The sequence below is a fragment of the Lipingzhangella halophila genome, from assembly GCF_014203805.1.
Classification (GTDB): Bacteria; Actinomycetota; Actinomycetes; order Streptosporangiales; family Streptosporangiaceae; genus Lipingzhangella; species Lipingzhangella halophila.
The window spans coordinates 2,248,121-2,264,495 of sequence record NZ_JACHJT010000001.1 but is presented as its reverse complement, the minus strand read 5'-3'; the positions used below and the strand labels follow the sequence as shown (position 1 = coordinate 2,264,495).

Sequence of the window (16,375 nt, the reverse complement as noted above, 5' to 3'; positions counted from 1 at the left end):
GAACCGGCCACCGGAGCCGGCCCGGCCCATCCCTACCGCCGGCCGCGCCGCCGCAGCGCGCGTACGGCGACCGCGGCACCCACCGCCGCGACCGCGCAGCCACCCACCACGACCGGGTCGGTGTCCCGCAGGAGCCGACGTACCCGCGCCCATCCGCTGTCCAAGGGGACCGCGCCGCGGCGCCACGCGGCGGTGGCGTCCGGCGGTTCCTCGGAGTGCGGGGCGGCGGCGGGAACCGTCGGAACCGCCCCGCCTCCGCCGGAGCGCAACAGCCGCCAGACCCGCTCGGGGGTGGCGGGCAGGTCAACGTGGCGTACCCCGTACGGGGCCAGCGCGTCGGCGACCGCGTTCGCCACCGCCGGAATGGCGCCGATGGTTCCGGACTCCCCCACGCCCTTGACGCCGAGCCCGTTGACCGGGGACGGCGTCTGCTGGGACACCAGATCGAAGTCGGGCAGGTCCGGCGCGGCGGGAATGCCGTAGTCGGCGAAGGTACTCGTCAGTGGGTTGCCCTCGTCGTCGTAGCGGACCTCCTCGTACAGCGCTTGAGCGATCCCCTGCGCGAGCCCGCCGTGGAGCTGGCCCTCGACCAGCAGGGGGTTGAGGACGCGCCCGCAGTCGTCAACCGCGACGATGCGCCGCAACCGCGTGTCCCCGGTCTGGGTGTCCACCTGCACGGCGGCGATGTGGGCGCCGGACGGGAACGTCGCGTTCTCTGGGGCGAAGTCCACGCTGGCCGCCAGCGGTTGCCCGGTCTCGGCGGCGTGGGCGCCGAGTTCGCGCCAGCCGACGCCGATTCCGGGCACCCCGCGCACTCCGAAACTGGCGTTGCCCTGGTCGAATTCGATGTCGTCGGCCGACGCCTCCAGCAGCTCCGCTGCGCGCTGACGGGCGAGCTGGGCGACCTCCTCCGACGCCTGCAGGACGGCGGTTCCCGAGGTCTGCATGGACCGCGATCCGAAGGTGCCCACCCCGCTGGGGACCGCGTCGGTGTCGCCCTGCACAAACCGCACGTCGCCGACGCCCACCCCCAACACCTCGGCCGCGATCATCGCGTAGCTGGTCGCGTGCCCCTGGCCCTGCGAATGGGTCCCCGCGCGCACGACCGGGTGCCCCTCCGGGTCGATCTCCACCGCCCCCATGTCCGGCTGGCGCCGGACGTTGGTGATCTCGACGTAGGTGCTGATCCCGATCCCGAGCTGCACCACATCGCCTCGCTCGCGCCGCTCTTGCTGTTCCTGGCGCAGCGAAGAGTACCCCGCCGCGTCGAGAGCGGTGTCCAGGGCACTCTCGTAGGCGCCACTGTCGTAGACGAGGCCCGCGGCGTTGGAGTACGGGAACGAGTCGGGGGCCACCAGGTTGCGGCGGCGAACCTCGACCGGATCGAGGTCCACCTCGGCGGCGAACAGGTCCATCGCCCGTTCGATGGCGTGGGTCGCCTCGGGCCGCCCCGCGCCCCGGTACGCGACCGTGGGGACGGTGTTGGTGACCACCGACCGGCTGCGGCAGGCGTAACGGTCGATGGCGTAGGGCCCGGGCCCCATGAGCCGGGTGACGGCCGGGAGGACCGCCCCGAGCATCGGGTAAGCCCCGCTGTCGGCGAGCACGCTCCACCGGTAGGCGTGCACCCGCCCGTCGCGGTCCCCGCCGATCTCGATGTGGGCGGCCTGCCCGCGGCCGTGCCCGAGTCCGGACATGCTCTCCGAGCGGGTCTCGACCCATTTCACCGGCCGCCCCACCCGCTGCGCCAGGGCACCGAGGATGAAGTACTCCCCGTAGTTGGCGGCCTTGGCGCCGAACCCGCCGCCGACGTCGGGGGAAACCACCTGCACACGCTCCGGGGCGATGCCGAGAACGGTGCTGATCTCGTCGCGCAGCCGGTGCGGCACCTGAGTGGAGGCCCACTGTCGCAGCCTCCCGTCCTCCCAGACGGCCGCGGCGGCGCGCACCTCCAGCGGGCACGGGGCGAGCCGCTGCGGCGCCAGGTGCTGGCGCACCACCACCTCGCAGTCGGCGAAGAACGCGTCGGTGAACGCGGTGGGGTCCTCGTCGTCGTGGCTCCACACGGTGTTGGTGCCGACGTCGGTGAACAGCACGGTGCTGTCCGTAGCCGCCTCGCGCGGGTCGACCACCGCGGGCAGGGGGTCGTAGTCGACCTCCACCCGCTCCAGGGCGTCGGTGGCGGCGGCCGGCGTCTCGGCGACGACGGCCGCTACCGGTTCCCCGACGTAGCGCACCGCGTCGTGCGCGAGTAGCCGGCGCCGCATGGCCTCCGGGATCTGGGGGCCGTCGAGCGGGACCGGGTGGTGCGTGATGTCGTCCGCGGTCACCACCGTGTACACGCCCGGAGCGCGGCGCGCGGGGCCGGTGTCGACGGAGCGGATCCGCGCGTGAGCCACGGGGGAACGGACGAACGCGACATACGCGGCGCCCGGGAGATTCAGGTTGTCGACGTAGCTCGCCTGGCCCGTGACCAGGCGCTGGTCCTCCACCCGGCGCACCGGGTGCCCCAGGACCGAGCCGTTGAGCAGGGTGTCGTCGGTCGGCACTGGCCCACCCTCCGTCGTTGTATCCCGGTATCGACGGTTCACTGTCGAACGGTCCCGATCCTCTCCTCCGCCCCGGGCCACGTCCAGCCCGCGGCCGGAGCAGTTCTGTGGATGCTCGCCTGTCGACGGCGGCGGTTTCGCCATGTCAGGGAACACGGGCGCTTCCGGGTCCCAGCGCAGCGGTACACAGGACCTCAGGGGTGAAGCTGGCGGATGTCCCCGACAGCGCCTCGGCGGCCGCCGCCAGAGTTCGGTGTCCCGCACCGAACCGCCGAGGGGATGCGTGCCTGCGGCGCCAGACTCCCCGGGTTCCGCACTTCCGGGAGGGGCGGTACGCCCCCGAACCGTCGGTCTCGACCGCGGAAACGCCGGCCTCGCCTGAAGACCATGTGTTCGCCTCCATGACCGGTGACCGTGTTCCGCACGCGGGAAACCGCGGCTCATGGCCGGGCAGCCGCGTTGCCCTGCCCGGCATTCCCTTAACGCAACCTTCCGCTGCACGGAAAGCGCATTGAGGGGGATCGAGGGTGGTCACGAACATTGCGTCAAGTGCCAGCGATGGAGCTACCCCTACCGCACGCCGGGGCCATTGCGGAGGGACGCTTCCCAGCGTCCTGGCCGCCTGCGGGAGAAGAGGACACATGAGCACCACAGCGAGCACCCCCGAACGGCCGCAGACGGGAACGGCCCTCACGAGCATCACCACCACCGCGGTCGTCTGCCGCAAGGCCGGTCAGCCGTGGGAGGTCACCGAGCTCGAACTCGACCCTCCGAAGGAGAACGAGGTCCGCATCAAGTTCCACGCCGCGGGCCTGTGCCACTCGGACGACCACATCCAGAAGGGCGACGCGCCCATGCGGATGCCGGTGGTCGGAGGGCACGAGGGCGCCGGTGTCATCGACGCCGTCGGGCCGGGCGTGACCCGTGTGGAGGTCGGCGACCACGCGGTCGCCTCCTTCATCCCCGTGTGCGGGAGATGCCGGTACTGCTCCTCCGGACGGCAGAACCTCTGCGACGACGGAAAGAACGCCGCCGTCGGCGTCCTGCCGGACGGCACCTTCCGCTTTCACAAGGACGGCGAGGACTACGGCGGCCTCTGCGTCCTTGGGACCTTCACCCAGTACTCCGTGGTCTCCGAATCGTCTGTCATCAAGATTGCCAAGGATGTCCCGTTCGAGGTGGCCGCCCTGGTCGGCTGCGGTGTCCCCACCGGATGGGGGTCGGCCGTCAATGTGGCGGGCGTCCGCGTCGGACAGACCGCCGTGATCTTCGGCGCCGGCGGTGTCGGCGCCAACGCCGTGCAGGGGGCGGCCATGGCAGGCGCCGAACGTGTCGTCGTCGTCGACCCCGTGGAGTTCAAGCGGGAGATGGCGCCCACCTTCGGTGCCACCCGCAGCTTCGCCACCGCGGACGAGGCCTTCGAGTTCGTCCGAACCGAGACATGGGGGGAGCTGGCCGACCACGCCATCATCACCATCGGCGTCCTGGACGACGCGGTCATCCACGACGCCCTCAACATCGTGGGCAAGACCGGCCAGGTGACCATCACCGCGGTCGGCCCCGGCAGGATCAGGGAGAACCCGGGCGCCTTCATCGGTTTCCAACGCCGCATCATGGGCCACGTCTACGGCGCCTGCAACCCGCTCACCGACGTCCCGCGGCTGCTGAGCATGTACAAGTCCGGGAAGCTCAAGCTCGACGAGCTCATCACCCGCAAGTACACGCTCGACCAGGTCAACCAGGGATACCAGGACATGCTGGACGGCAGGAACGTCCGCGGCGTCGTCCTCATCGACCACGCGTAACCCGGAGCGACAAGCGACCAAGGACCCCCATGAGCGCCACCTCCGGCACCCGCAGCACCGTGGACCCCGGCATCCCTCTCGACGGCGTACAGCTCATCGGGGGCGAGTGGGTTCCCCGGCCGCACGATGAGCTCCGGCCCAGTGCTCGATCGGACTCGGGGGAAGGCGGTTTCGACGCGCGGGGCCGGATTTCCGGCCAGCTGGGACACGCCGCACGAGAGATAGGAGTCGCCACCCATGTCGCGGACGATCACCACACGAGCGGCCACGGCCCGCGGGCCCCACATCGGATGGAAGCTGACGGAGCTGGAGCTCGATCCACCCGAAGCGTTCGAGGTCCGGGTCAGGTTCCACGCCTCCGGACTCTGCCACTCGGATCACCACATCACCGCCGGTGACGCGCCGGTGCGGTTTCCCATCGTCGGGGGACACGAGGGGGCCGGCGTCGTCGAGTCCGTCGGCGAGCACGTCACCCGCGTGCAGCCCGGTGACCGCGTGATCTGTTCCTACATCCCCGCCTGCGGAACCTGTCGGCCCTGCTCAGAGGGGCACCAGAACATGTGTGTCAAAGGCCGCAACGCGGGGACCGGAATGTTCCTGGACGGGACCTTCCGTTTCCACAAGAACGGGGAGGACTTCGGAGGATTCTGCTCACTCGGTACTTTCTCCGAGTACGCGGTGGTCTCCGAGTACGCGGTGGTGCCTCTGCCTGACGGCATCCCGTTCGAGATCGCCGCGATCGCCGGTTGCGGCGTGCCCACCGGATGGGGGTCGGCGGTCTACGCGGCGGGAGTCCGCGCCGGACAGACCGTGGTGGTCTTCGGGGCCGGCGGTGTCGGCAGCAACGCCGTCCAGGGCGCCCGCTACGCCGGAGCCCGCGACGTCATTGTTGTCGACCCCGTTGAGTTCAAGCGGGAGACCGCCCGCACCCTGGGAGCCACGCACACCTTCGGTGCCGCCAAGGAGGCCCACGACTTCGTGGTCTCCCATACCTGGGGCCAGCTCGCGGACCACGCCATCATGACGCCCGACGCGGTGACCGAGGAGATGGTCAACGCCGCTGTGCTGATGACCGGAAAGGGCGGCAAGGTAACCGTTACCGCCGTGGGGCACCTCGGCGAGACGGCCGTCCACCTGCCCGGCGGTCTCCTCATCGGCTACCAGCGGCAGGTCCGCGGCGCGCTGTTCGGCGACTGCAATCCGCTCTACGACATCCCCCGCCTGCTGCGCCTGTACCAGGAGGGGGATCTCAAGCTCGACGAGCTCATCACCCGCACCTATTCCCTCGACGAGGTCAACGACGCCTACCGGGACCTCGTCGACGGCAAGAACATCCGCGGCGTGATCCTCCACGAACCAGAGGCCTGAGCGTGCCGCGCCCGGCTCCCGAGCGAGCCAGGCGAGAGCGAGAAGGGGAACATGGCATGAGGAGAGACACTTCGAGGCGCGGGAAAGGACGGCCGATCCGCACCCTCGCCCTCGCCGCTGCTTTCACGCTGACCGCCGCGGCCTGCCAAGGCGATACGTCCGGGACGGACGGCCCCGGTGACCCGGAGCACGGCGGTGAGCTCACGGTGATCCTGGACTCCGCGTTCGCCGGAGATTGGTCCACCGGGCTCGACCCCGCCACCAGCAACAGCACCGGGGCGAACCTCCCGCAGAACAGTGCCGTCTTCGGTGGCCTGTTCACTCTGGAGACGGACGAGAACGGGGAGAATCCGGAGATCGTCCCCAACCAGGCCGAGAGCTATGAGTGGTCCGAGGACGGACTGACCCTGACGGTAACGCTGCGCGAGGGCATCGAGTTCAGCGACGGGACCCCACTCGACGCCGAGGCCGTGGTGTGGAACTGGGTCCGCGAGTTCAACTCGGGCAGCACCGGAACGCCGCAGGTCACCCTGGACCTGGAGCGGGAAGTGCCCGACCTGGACCAGGAGTTCCTCGACAGTCTCTTCGGCGCGCTTCCCGACGACGTCGATGAGGACCTCATCACGTCGCACCTCGGAGCCATCCGGGCCGTCGACGACCGCACCGTCGAGATGCACCTCGCAGAGGCGGACGGGTCCCTGGTCAACGGGTTCCCGGGAACGAACCTCAATCTCATGGGCTCGCCGAGCGCGTACGCGGAGATGGGGCCGGAGGAGTTCAGCACCGCGCCGGTCGGCGCCGGGCCGTTCGTCATCACCGAGAACCAGCAGAACGAGCGCCTGGAACTGGAACGCAACGAGGACTACTTCAAGGACGACCTGCCCTACCTGGACACCCTCACCTTCCAGTCCGTCGGCGGGGACCAGGTCGCCTACCAGACGCTGCAGGCCGGAGACGGTGACGTGGTCGAGGGGCTCAGCGACGTCACGCTGATCGAGGAGGCGCAGAACAATCCCGACGTCGATGTGCACCTCGGCGCGCCCACCTCGCCCTACGTCGTCCAGCTGAACACCAGGGAGGAGCCGTTCGACGACAAACAGGCGCGGGAGGCCATCTACTACGCCACCGACTTCGAGGCGATCAATGAAGGGCTCTTCAACGATCAGGGCGAGATGAGCCAGTCGTTCACCGCCTCCGGCGGGCTGTTCCACCACGCGGAGGTGCCCGGCTACCGGGAGTACGACCCCGAGAAGGCCGAGGAGATCGTCGACGAGCTCGGCGGCCTCGAAATCGAGCTGACCACGACCGACCTGTCCACCGCCCGTCAGGTCACCACCGCGTTGCAGACCCAGTGGCAGGAGGCCGGGATCGACGTGGAGATCGACTCGCAGGCTCTCGGGGATGTCATCACCACGTTCCAGGGCGGCGAGTGGCAGTCGATCCTGCAGACCGCGGGAGCGTGGGACCCGGCCGCCGGAATCGGCGTCGGCGTCCGCTTCGGCTCGACTTCGCCCTACAGCGGTACACCGCTGCCGGAGGGTGCCGATTCGGGGGAGCAGGCCCTCGAAGAAGGGCTCCAGACCGAGCTGGACGAAAAGCTGGAGGCAGCGGTCCAGACCCTCGACGAGGAGGAGCGCGAGGAGCACTACCGGGCGATCTCCGAGTACATCGCCGAGGAGGCCTACGGTCCCTTCGGCCCGGCGTTCAGCCCGGCTCAGGTGATGCGCCCCGGCGTGCACGGGCCCGGTCTGGACGTGCCCATCCCGGCCCTCGCGGTCAACCAGGGTGTCCTCTACGACCGGGTCTGGGTCGAGCAGCAGTGAGTGGAGCAACGACGTCTGCGGCCGGCGATCCCCGGACCGGGAAGCACGAGAGTCTCGTCTCCCGGATCGCCGGCTCACCCGCCCTCCGGCTGGTCGCCCGCCGACTGTTGATCATCATCCCTCTGCTGTTCGCGGTCAGCGTGCTTGTCTTCCTCCTCATGGAGGCGCTCCCGGGCGACCCCGCACGGATCCAGGCGGGGATGGACGCCTCCGAGGAGCAGGTCGAGGCCGTCCGCCAACAGATGGGGCTCGACCGGCCCGGGTACGAGCGCTACCTCTCGTGGCTCGGCGGGTTTTTCACCGGAGACCTCGGGCATTCCGCCATCAGCGGGCGAGCGGTGACGGCTCTTCTCGCAGAGCGGCTACCGGTCACTCTGCAGATGGCCGGCATGGCGTTGGCCCTGTCAGTCGTCATGGCTCTACCGCTCGCGCTTGCCGCCGCACGCAAGCCCGGCGGCGTCGCGGACCGCTTCGTCATGGTCTTCTCGATGACCCTGTTGGCCGTCCCGAACTTCGTGATGGCCCTCCTGCTCGTGCTGATCTTCGCGGTCGCGCTGAGCACGCTGCCCGCCATCGGCTACGCACCTCTCGAGGAGGGTCTCTGGCCCAACCTCCGCTCCATGATCCTGCCCGTTGTGTCACTGGCGGTGCCGATCGGCTGCTTCTACGCACGCTTCCTCCGCGGCGACCTCGTGGAACAGCTGAACGCGGCGGCGTACATCGACACCGCACGCGCCAAGGGAGCGGGAACGTGGCGGATCCTGTGGCTCCACGCTTTCCGGAACTCGAGTTTCGGGCTGCTCACTCTGGTCGGCCTCAACGTCGGCGGACTGGTCGGCGGCACCGTCATCATCGAGCGCATCTTCGCAATGCCCGGAATGGGCATGCTCATGCTCGAAGGCGTGATCTCCTCCGACGTCGCCGTCGTGCAGACCTGTGTATTGATCTTCGCGGCGTTCGCGGTCATCGCGAACCTGCTCGTCGACGTAACGTACGCCGTCCTCGACCCGAGGATCCGCTATGGCAGTCACTAGTCCAGCGTCGGCGGCCACGCCGCCCACCGCGCGTGCCACCCTCTGGGCCAAGTTCCAGCGTCGGATCGCGACGTGGATCTCCGCCGGCGTGATCGCGTTTCTGCTGATCATCTGCTTCCTGGGGCCGTTCGTCTTGCCCCTGCCCCCACCGGTCGGTGGCAACGTGCTGGACAGCGCGCTGCCGCCCGGCAGTCCGGGGCACCTTCTCGGCACCGACGTCAACGGGAACGACGTGCTGTCCAGGCTCATACACGGGGGCCGGTCCTCGCTGACGGTCGGCGTCATCGTCAACATCATCGGCCTGGCGGTCGGTGGGACGCTCGGGGCGATCGCCCCCTACCTCGGCGGCAGGGCCGACACCCTCATCATGCGCGCCCTGGACGTGCTCATCGCCTTCCCGTCCCTTGTCCTGGTGATCGTCCTGGCCCAGGTCCTGGGGCCGTCCCTGCCGAACACGATCCTGGCGCTCACCGCGTTCAGCATCCCGGCGGTCGCGCGCGTCTCGCGCGCCTCCACGCTCAAGGTGATGAGCATGCCGTACCTACAGGCCGCGGAACTCAGCGGTAGCCCATGGTGGCGCGTCCTCTTCCGGCACGTGGCGCCGAACATCGCCCCGCAGCTCGCCAACTACGCCATGCTCGGCATGGCCCTGGTGGTCGTCACCGAAGGGGCGCTCAGCTTCCTCGGGCTCGGTGTCCCGCCGCCGCAACCGAGCTGGGGAAACATGATCTTCGAGGCGCAGCAGTCCCTGTCCGCGACACCGCTGCTGGTGCTCTGGCCGAGCCTGGCGCTACTGGTGACCGTGCTGGCTTTCAACCTGCTGGGCGAGAGCATCCGGGATGAGGTGACGGGACGATGAGCAGCAACACGTTGAGGGCTACCACTGGGGCGCCGGCCCCCACATCCAATGAGGGATCCAAGCCGGTACTGACCGTCGAGGACCTGCGGGTCACGTTCTCCCGCCACGGGCGGGTCGTCCACGCTGTCAACGGGCTGAGCTACCGGATTCACCCCGGCCAGACCCTCGCCATCATCGGTGAGTCCGGATCCGGGAAGTCGGTGAGCATCCGTGCCCTGATGGACCTGCTGCCCCCCAGCGCCCGCATCGAGGGATCAGCGCGGCTCAACGGCACCGAGCTGGTGGGACTGGACGAGAAGGCCATGCGGGCCGTCCGCGGCCGGGAGATCGCCATGGTCTTCCAGGATCCGGCGAGCTCGCTGAACCCGACGATGAGCATCGGTAACCAGCTCATCGAAGCGATCCGCATGCACGCACCGATCAAGCGCCGCGAAGCCGCCGAGAAGGCGGTCGAGCTGCTGAATCTCGTGCGGCTGCCTTCCCCGGAGAAACGGCTCAAGCAGTATCCGCACCAGCTCTCCGGCGGAATGCGCCAACGCGTGGTGATCGCCATAGCCCTGTCCTGCGACCCCAAGCTGCTGATCGCGGACGAGGCGACCACGGCGCTGGACGTCACCACGCAGGCCCAGATCATGGAGTTGCTCATCGACCTCCAGGAACGGCTCGGCATGGCGGTCATCATGATCAGCCACGATCTGGCCCTGGCCGCCTGCTACGCCCATGAGGTGCTGGTGATGTACGCCGGGAAAGCGGCCGAGTACGCCGCTACCGGGACACTTTTCAGCAACGTAAGAATGCCGTACACCCAGGCGCTCCTGGGGGCGATCCCGCAGCTGTCCACTCCCGCGCACACACAGTTGGCCGTCGTCGGTGGACATCCGCCGGACCTGGGCTCGCTGCCCGAGGGGTGTGCTTTCCGGCCCCGTTGTCCGCACAGCACCGAGCGGTGCCGCGTCGAGCCGCCGCTCGCGGAGCACGAACCGGGGCACAGCTACGCGTGTTGGCACCCCATCGCCCGTGCGGACGGCCTCGCCCCGGACGAGAAGGAGAGAATTTGACGGACCGAGCAGTCGCCGTCGCCCCAGCCGGCGCCAACGAAGCCGTGACCAGCGGATCGCAGGAGCCGCTCCTGTCCGTGCGCAACCTCGTCCAGGAGTACACCACCCGCGGTCCCGGCGGTGTGAAGACAGGCGTGGTCCACGCGGTCAGTGACGTGTCGTTCGATCTCATGCCCGGTGAGACGCTCGGCATCGTCGGCGAGACCGGCTCTGGCAAGTCAACGCTCGCGCGTGCGGTCATCCAGGTCGAGAAGCCCGTATCCGGAACAGTGCGCTTCCAGGGACACGAGCTGGTGGGGATGCCAAGACGCGCGATCAGGAAGGTCCGCGCGGACATGCAGATGGTCTACCAGGACCCGTTCGGCTCGCTGAACCCGCGCTGGCGAGTCGACGATGTCATCGCCGAGCCGTTACTGGGCCACACCTCGATGACCCGCCAGCAGCGCACAGAGCGCGTCGACGAGCTCCTCGACATCGTCGGGTTACGGCCCGGCGAGTACCGGCACCGCCGGCCCTTGGAGCTCTCCGGCGGCCAGGCGCAGCGGGTGGCGATCGCCAGGGCCGTCGCACTCGAACCGGCATTGATCATCTGTGACGAGGCGACCTCCTCGTTGGACCTGCTCATCCGGGCGCAGGTGCTCAACCTCTTCGAGAAGCTGCGGGCAGAGCTGAACCTCGCCTACCTGTTCATCGCCCACGACCTGGCGACCGTGAAATGCGTCAGCGATCGGGTCGCCGTCATGCACCTCGGGCAGCTTGCGGAACTGGGGCCCGCCGACAGTATCTATGCTGCGCCCCGGCACCCCTACTCCCACGCCCTTCTGGACTCGATACCCGTCCTGGACACCGCGACCGGTATCGCGAACCGGCCGGTCGCGCTCCCGGGGGACCCCCCGTCACCGCTCAATCCCCCGAGCGGATGCCGGTTTCGGACGAGGTGCCAGCGGGCTCGGGAGGTGTGCGCCGAGGAGGTGCCCGTGCTCACCGAAGTCGATGACCGGCACAGTGTCGCGTGCCACTTCCCGGTAACTCCGGGCTGACCAAGCCCGCGGCGGGAACCGCTCGGCACGCCTCATGCGGCTGGCGGCGGCGCTTTACGGGCAACAGCGCCATCACGGCGGTGCGGCTTGTACCCCGGTGAGGGCGAGAAGCGTCCCCGCTGTTATCGCCGCGCCGGCGAGCAGCGCCGGTCGGTGTCTCGGGCGCGGGTTGCGGCTGTGGCCGCCGTCGGGCCGCTCTGTGCGCCGTTCTGTCACGGGTCACCTTCCGTCTCGGTCGATCCGAAGGGGTGGTCGCTCTCCTCGGAAGGGGAAATGAGGTCGGCCAGCTCCGCCGGCAGGGCGTAGAGGGCCGCGTTTACGGGGTGGGCACCTTCTGCCGGGGACTGGCTCAGCTGCTGGTAGCGGCCCAGTACCTCGAGAAGCTCATCTCGGAAGGCACGAAGCTGGTCAGGAGTGAGTCGCAGCGGGTTGCTGGACATCGTCGAGACGTTGCGCCAGCTCAGCGGAAGCCAGCGGGCCACCCATGCGCTTCCCCGAGATCGCGGAGACCGAGCCGTGGAGAAGGCAGGCCGTTGGCAACGCGGTGTGCTCATCCCAGACGGCACCGGTTCCGCACGCCGCCCGGCACGACCTGACGTCCGCGGGGAGATGGGCACCCCGAACCGTGCCGCTTACCGCGACTCCGCCGTGCTCGCCCAGAGCACCGGAGGCTCGGCCCGCGGCCGGTAGGCCGGCCCGCCCAGGGAGCCGCGTCCGGTCCCAACCACCGGGTGGATGGCGCCCTTCCTGACCGTGCTCACCGTTGAGGCCCCCCACCAGCCGACTGCTTGCCGTCAGCCCGCCCACGACAGGGTGCGCAGCTCACTGGCGCCCTGACCTGCGGTCCGCAGACGAGGCAGGCGTCTCGTCCCAGTGCGTGCCTGATCCACCGACGCCTACGAACCCACCCACGACCCCCGTTCGGGGATCAGGCATAGTCCCAGCAGCGGGTGTAGAGCTGCGGAATCCGGAATGCCGACCTGGTCTGCGTGCCGCGCTGCTCAACCACGCGTTCCAGGAAACCCAGGCGCTCCAGGAGGCGGACCTGGTCGCCGATCTTGCCCTCCGCCTCGTCGAACAACTGCTCCACCTCGGACAACGTGAAGCTGGTGAGCTTGCCTGCCCGACAGTTCAGCACGAACGTCGGCGCGACCTTGAAGTCGTTCACCACCTCGGAGAAGCTCAGGTCGGACAGTTTCGTCATAGCCCGCCGCACCGCATCTGCGGAGAACAGCGGGACGGCGGCGACGATGTCGTCGGGCGTCTCCTGCGCATCCGCATGTCGTGCTGGGGCCTGGGCGCGGGCACCCTCCTACACCTGGTGGCGTTGAGCGACCCGGCGTTCGGTACGGCTTTGCGGTATCTGGCAGCGCCGTTACTCATGCTGGGCTACATCGGGCTGATCGGCCTCCTGCTGGACCGGACCCGCCGCATCGGTGCTGTGGTGCGCTCCTTGAGGGCGATCGGCCGCACCGCGCTGTCCTGCTATGTCCTACAGAATGTCCTCGCCTCGGTGGTCTGCTACGGCTGGGGACTCGGGATGGCGGAGCAGATGGCGGGGAAGGCATGGCTGGCCGGGCTGTGGGCGGTGATCTGCTTCTTCCTCATCGCGGGATCGCGGTTGTGGCTCGCCCGGTTCGAACGCGGTCCGGTGGAAGCCTTCCAGACGGCGCTGCTGGCCCGCATCCCGAACCGCACCGCCGGGGGCGGCTGACCCCGGCTCGGCCGCACCCGAGGATAGTGGGCGCACCCCCACTCTCGCTGCGTTTTCTGCTGCTGGCCGGTGTCGAAATCCTGGTGGCGGTAGGAAAGGTCAAGGCTGCGTGGCGGGTGTAAAGGCCGATAGTGGCCACCCGGTTCGACCGGGTTCGGCGGATGTGCGCGGCACAAGGGCGGGCGAGAGGAGTACCGTGGCGATATCGTCCCCACCAACAAAACAAAGCAGGAGTTGGCCCTATGACGGACCCCTGGCCGGAATCAGGTTCGCGCCACGGACCCGAACTCGACACCACCGTTCCGCACTCGGCTCGCATCTGGAACTACTGGCTGGGTGGAAAGGACAACTTCGCCGCAGATCAGGAGGCGGGAAAGGCGTATCAGGACCAGGCACCCGGCATCGTTAACATGGCCCGTGCCTCCCGGGTCTTCCTGAAACGCGCTGTCCGCTACGTCGCCGCCGAAGAGGGCGTCAACCAGTTCCTCGACATCGGCACCGGGTTGCCGACCATGGACAATACCCACGAGGTCGCCCAGCGCGTTGCCCCCCAATCCAGAATCGTCTACGTCGACAACGATCCCCTGGTGCTGCTGCACGCTGAGGCGCTGCTGACCAGTACCACCCATGAAGGTGTGACCACTTACGTCGAGGCCGATCTGCACGACCCCGACAAGATCCTCTCTGAGGCCGCCAAGACACTGGACTTTTCCCAGCCGATCGCGTTGATGCTGATGGGAATCCTGGGCCACATCCACGACTGGGACGAGGCCAAGGCGATCGTGCGGCGGCTGCTGGCCGAGCTTCCCTCCGGCAGTTTCCTGCTGCACTATGACAGCACCTATGAGGTCCAGGGCGAGGCGCTGCAGCAGGCGCAGGAGGGTTACGACGACACCGGTGCGGTGCCCTACGTGCTCCGCGAACCCACCCAGCTCGCCGAACTGTACGCGGGATTGGACCTGGTCGAACCGGGGCAGGTGTCGTGTCTGAAATGGCGGCCGGAGGCCACCGATATCGGTGAGCCCGAGGAGGTTGACGTCCACGGCGCCGTCGGCCGCAAGCCCTGAGCACCGGCGGGGCGGTCCCCGCGTGGGTGCGCCCCGCCCAGCGCTACCGGTTCGAGCTCAACCGCCTTCCCGGGACGGGCACCGGGATCCGGGTCGGAACAGTCGAATGCCGGAGTCCCCGTAGCTCGCTGGCGCGGGAAGCGCGCAATCACCAGGTGTCCTTCCGCGGGGCACGGATGGAGCCGAACCGCGCGCGATAAGCACCCCGGTGGAGTCCGGGCGGATTCGGCAGGTCGTGGCAGCTCCTCTGAACAAAGCGGAACCGAAGAAGCAAAAGCGCCTCGAAGCTGATCCAACGCCACATGTGCAGACGAGCCGGTTTCCCTCTCCTTCACCACCGAGAGCAGGACAGAGCAGTTGCTGGCGTTCTGCGGCATGATGCCGGGATGCCGGAATCGGCATGGCGTTGGACTGTATCGGGGGCAAGACCCGCCTGGAATGGGACGGGCATGATCTGCTCACCCCTGAGGGGCGTATCGAGGTCAAATCAGCGGCCTACCTGCAGAGCTGGGAGCAGAAAGAGCTGTCGAGAATTGTCTTCGACATCAAGCCGGCCGAGGGCTGGGACCACGCGACGAATACCCACTACCGCGAGCGGACGCGCCGTTCGGAGGCGTATGTGTTCTGCCTGTTGAAACACAAAGACAAGGCCACCGTGGATCCGCTGAATCTCGACCAGTGGGAGTTCTACGTCATGGCGACCAGTCGGCTGACCGCCGCAGTAGGCAACCAGAAAACGATCTCCCGGGACAGCCTGCGCAAACATCAGCCAGCCAACGCCTCGTTCGCGAACTTGCGCGAGCACGTCGCCGAGGCCCTGCAGCAGTCACCGCTGACGAACCGGGCATCTTCTTGAGAGCTGATCGGGCGAGGCGGGGCCATGGATCATGCTGAGCCTCCTCCCCGGACATCACAAGGTGACGGCCGATCGAGTCTTTGGCCGGGCCTGCACACCAATCCCGACCGCAAAGGAGACTCGGGTCCCATGACCGAGACTGTCAGCATCCCGGCGATCCCCGCCCCGCTGCGCTGGCTCAATGAGCCCGAGGCCTGGAAGGTGGCGGGCTCGGACACCCTTGAGGTGCGGGCCGGCGGCGGCACCGACCTGTTCACCGATCCCGACGGCGGCGCACGCTATGCCAACGCCCCGGCGCTGCTCACCCGCCTCGAAGGCGACTATCTGCTCAGTGCGCGGGTGCGCCTGGACCTGGAGTCCACCTACGACGCCGCGGTGCTGGTACTGCACGCCGACGCCCAGCACTGGGCGAAGCTGTGCCTGGAGTCCTCCCCGCAGGGGCACCCCACGATCGTGTCCGTGGTGACCCGCGGGGTGTCCGACGACTGCAACTCCCACACCGTGGACGCGGAGGACGTTCAGCTCCGGATCGCCCGCCTGGGGCCGGCTTTCGCGTTCCACGCCCGCACCGGCGACGGCCCGTGGAACCTTATCCGCTACTTCGCCCCGGGTGCCGAACCCCGCGTGGGGTTCCTGGCGCAGAGCCCGCTCGGCCAGGGCCGCACCGTGCGCTTCGAGGCGATCCAGCACTCCCCCCAGCGCCTCCCCGACATCCGCAGCGGCGAGTGACACCAGCGCATCCCGCACGTGTCCATGCTGCGCGGAGGCTTATCCGGTCCGGGTGATTCCGTGTCGGCTGCCCGGCGGCGGAGTATTCGTCGACCGCGCGGGGCCGGGTTCCGCGGCGTTGGCTGGCCCTTGCGGTAGCGGCCGGTCAGCGGTGCCAGTGAGTGCTCGGCCTCGGTGACGATCTCGCGGCGTGCGGCTCGCCCCGCGCGGTTGGCTGGACGGGCGGGAAGGGCGGACGTCACGCGCCTCTCCCCGACCGTCCATCCGGGCTCACCCGTTGTATTCGCTCACGGCATCCAGGACCCAGACGGCGCCGGAGCGGTCCTTCAGCACCCCGTAGGCGGGCGCCCAGCCCGCCGGGGCCATCGGTTTCGCCACCGCATCCCGGCGTTTCGTCGCCACTGCCCTTGGGCAGCGGGTGAGCGCGCAGCCACGCTTTGGCGTTGCTGCACACGGTGACGGCCGCCGGGAGG

General features: G+C 68.9%; 14 protein-coding genes. 11 read left to right on the top strand and 3 right to left on the bottom strand.

The features are described from left to right. Positions 1-32: 32 nt before the first annotated feature. Positions 33-2,549, bottom strand: coding sequence for a xanthine dehydrogenase family protein molybdopterin-binding subunit (locus tag F4561_RS10155; protein ID WP_312885209.1), 2,517 nt, complete (start codon positions 2,547-2,549; stop codon positions 33-35). Positions 2,550-3,190: 641 nt separating this feature from the next. Here F4561_RS10155 and F4561_RS10150 point away from each other — a divergent pair. The 7 genes from F4561_RS10150 (at position 3,191) to F4561_RS10120 (ending at position 11,536) form a co-directional block, all read left to right on the top strand. Next, the gene (locus tag F4561_RS10150) at positions 3,191-4,354 is read left to right on the top strand and encodes an NDMA-dependent alcohol dehydrogenase (protein ID WP_184577178.1); all 1,164 of its coding nucleotides are present in this window, start codon (positions 3,191-3,193) and stop codon (positions 4,352-4,354) included. 237 nt (positions 4,355-4,591) lie between these two features. Further along, complete coding sequence (locus F4561_RS10145) at positions 4,592-5,722, top strand: NDMA-dependent alcohol dehydrogenase (protein ID WP_184577175.1); 1,131 nt, start codon at positions 4,592-4,594, stop codon at positions 5,720-5,722. A gap of 56 nt (positions 5,723-5,778) precedes the next feature. Beyond that, on the top strand, positions 5,779-7,545 hold the full coding sequence (locus tag F4561_RS10140; RefSeq protein WP_184577172.1) for an ABC transporter substrate-binding protein: 1,767 nt from the start codon (positions 5,779-5,781) through the stop codon (positions 7,543-7,545). Next, entirely contained in the window at positions 7,542-8,579 is a 1,038-nt protein-coding gene (locus tag F4561_RS10135; protein WP_221445437.1) for an ABC transporter permease, read from the top strand. Before F4561_RS10140 ends, F4561_RS10135 begins: the two co-directional genes overlap by 4 nt. Then, positions 8,566-9,438, top strand: coding sequence for an ABC transporter permease (locus F4561_RS10130; RefSeq protein ID WP_184577169.1), 873 nt, complete (start codon positions 8,566-8,568; stop codon positions 9,436-9,438). Before F4561_RS10135 ends, F4561_RS10130 begins: the two co-directional genes overlap by 14 nt. After that, entirely contained in the window at positions 9,435-10,496 is a 1,062-nt protein-coding gene (locus tag F4561_RS10125; protein ID WP_184577166.1) for an ABC transporter ATP-binding protein, read from the top strand. Before F4561_RS10130 ends, F4561_RS10125 begins: the two co-directional genes overlap by 4 nt. Next, positions 10,493-11,536: an ABC transporter ATP-binding protein gene (locus F4561_RS10120; protein ID WP_221445436.1), complete on the top strand. Its 1,044-nt coding sequence runs from the start codon at positions 10,493-10,495 to the stop codon at positions 11,534-11,536. Before F4561_RS10125 ends, F4561_RS10120 begins: the two co-directional genes overlap by 4 nt. 212 nt (positions 11,537-11,748) lie before the next feature. Here F4561_RS10120 and F4561_RS10115 read toward each other — a convergent pair whose 3' ends face one another. After that, positions 11,749-12,018 (bottom strand): hypothetical protein, encoded by a 270-nt coding sequence (locus F4561_RS10115; protein ID WP_184577163.1) that lies wholly within the window; start codon positions 12,016-12,018, stop codon positions 11,749-11,751. Positions 12,019-12,464: 446 nt separating this feature from the next. Continuing rightward, entirely contained in the window at positions 12,465-12,740 is a 276-nt protein-coding gene (locus F4561_RS10110; RefSeq protein ID WP_184577160.1) for a hypothetical protein, read from the bottom strand. Positions 12,741-12,815: 75 nt separating this feature from the next. Here F4561_RS10110 and F4561_RS10105 point away from each other — a divergent pair, with 75 nt between their 5' ends. The 4 genes from F4561_RS10105 to F4561_RS10090 all read left to right on the top strand — a co-directional run bounded on the left by F4561_RS10105 (position 12,816) and on the right by F4561_RS10090 (position 15,902). Further along, the gene (locus tag F4561_RS10105; protein ID WP_184577157.1) at positions 12,816-13,250 is read left to right on the top strand and encodes a DUF418 domain-containing protein; all 435 of its coding nucleotides are present in this window, start codon (positions 12,816-12,818) and stop codon (positions 13,248-13,250) included. A gap of 242 nt (positions 13,251-13,492) precedes the next feature. Continuing rightward, positions 13,493-14,317 carry an SAM-dependent methyltransferase gene (locus F4561_RS10100; protein WP_184577155.1) on the top strand — a complete coding sequence of 275 codons (825 nt, stop codon included), beginning with the start codon at positions 13,493-13,495 and terminating at the stop codon, positions 14,315-14,317. A gap of 400 nt (positions 14,318-14,717) precedes the next feature. Next, on the top strand, positions 14,718-15,173 hold the full coding sequence (locus tag F4561_RS10095; protein ID WP_184577152.1) for a hypothetical protein: 456 nt from the start codon (positions 14,718-14,720) through the stop codon (positions 15,171-15,173). Between the two features lie 129 nt (positions 15,174-15,302). Next, the gene (locus F4561_RS10090; RefSeq protein WP_184577150.1) at positions 15,303-15,902 is read left to right on the top strand and encodes a DUF1349 domain-containing protein; all 600 of its coding nucleotides are present in this window, start codon (positions 15,303-15,305) and stop codon (positions 15,900-15,902) included. Positions 15,903-16,375 lie beyond the last annotated feature (473 nt).

Bases quoted from the DNA above. Each gene is read 5' to 3' on its own strand.
- F4561_RS10150 (WP_184577178.1), top strand. From the start codon at position 3,191: ATGAGCACCACAGCGAGCACCCCCGAACGGCCGCAGACGGGAACGGCC.
- F4561_RS10145 (WP_184577175.1), top strand. From the start codon at position 4,592: ATGTCGCGGACGATCACCACACGAGCGGCCACGGCCCGCGGGCCCCAC.
- F4561_RS10140 (WP_184577172.1), top strand. From the start codon at position 5,779: ATGAGGAGAGACACTTCGAGGCGCGGGAAAGGACGGCCGATCCGCACC.
- F4561_RS10130 (WP_184577169.1), top strand. From the start codon at position 8,566: ATGGCAGTCACTAGTCCAGCGTCGGCGGCCACGCCGCCCACCGCGCGT.
- F4561_RS10125 (WP_184577166.1), top strand. From the start codon at position 9,435: ATGAGCAGCAACACGTTGAGGGCTACCACTGGGGCGCCGGCCCCCACA.
- F4561_RS10110 (WP_184577160.1), bottom strand. From the start codon at position 12,740: ATGACGAAACTGTCCGACCTGAGCTTCTCCGAGGTGGTGAACGACTTC.
- F4561_RS10105 (WP_184577157.1), top strand. From the start codon at position 12,816: ATGTCGTGCTGGGGCCTGGGCGCGGGCACCCTCCTACACCTGGTGGCG.
- F4561_RS10100 (WP_184577155.1), top strand. From the start codon at position 13,493: ATGACGGACCCCTGGCCGGAATCAGGTTCGCGCCACGGACCCGAACTC.
- F4561_RS10095 (WP_184577152.1), top strand. From the start codon at position 14,718: ATGGCGTTGGACTGTATCGGGGGCAAGACCCGCCTGGAATGGGACGGG.
- F4561_RS10090 (WP_184577150.1), top strand. From the start codon at position 15,303: ATGACCGAGACTGTCAGCATCCCGGCGATCCCCGCCCCGCTGCGCTGG.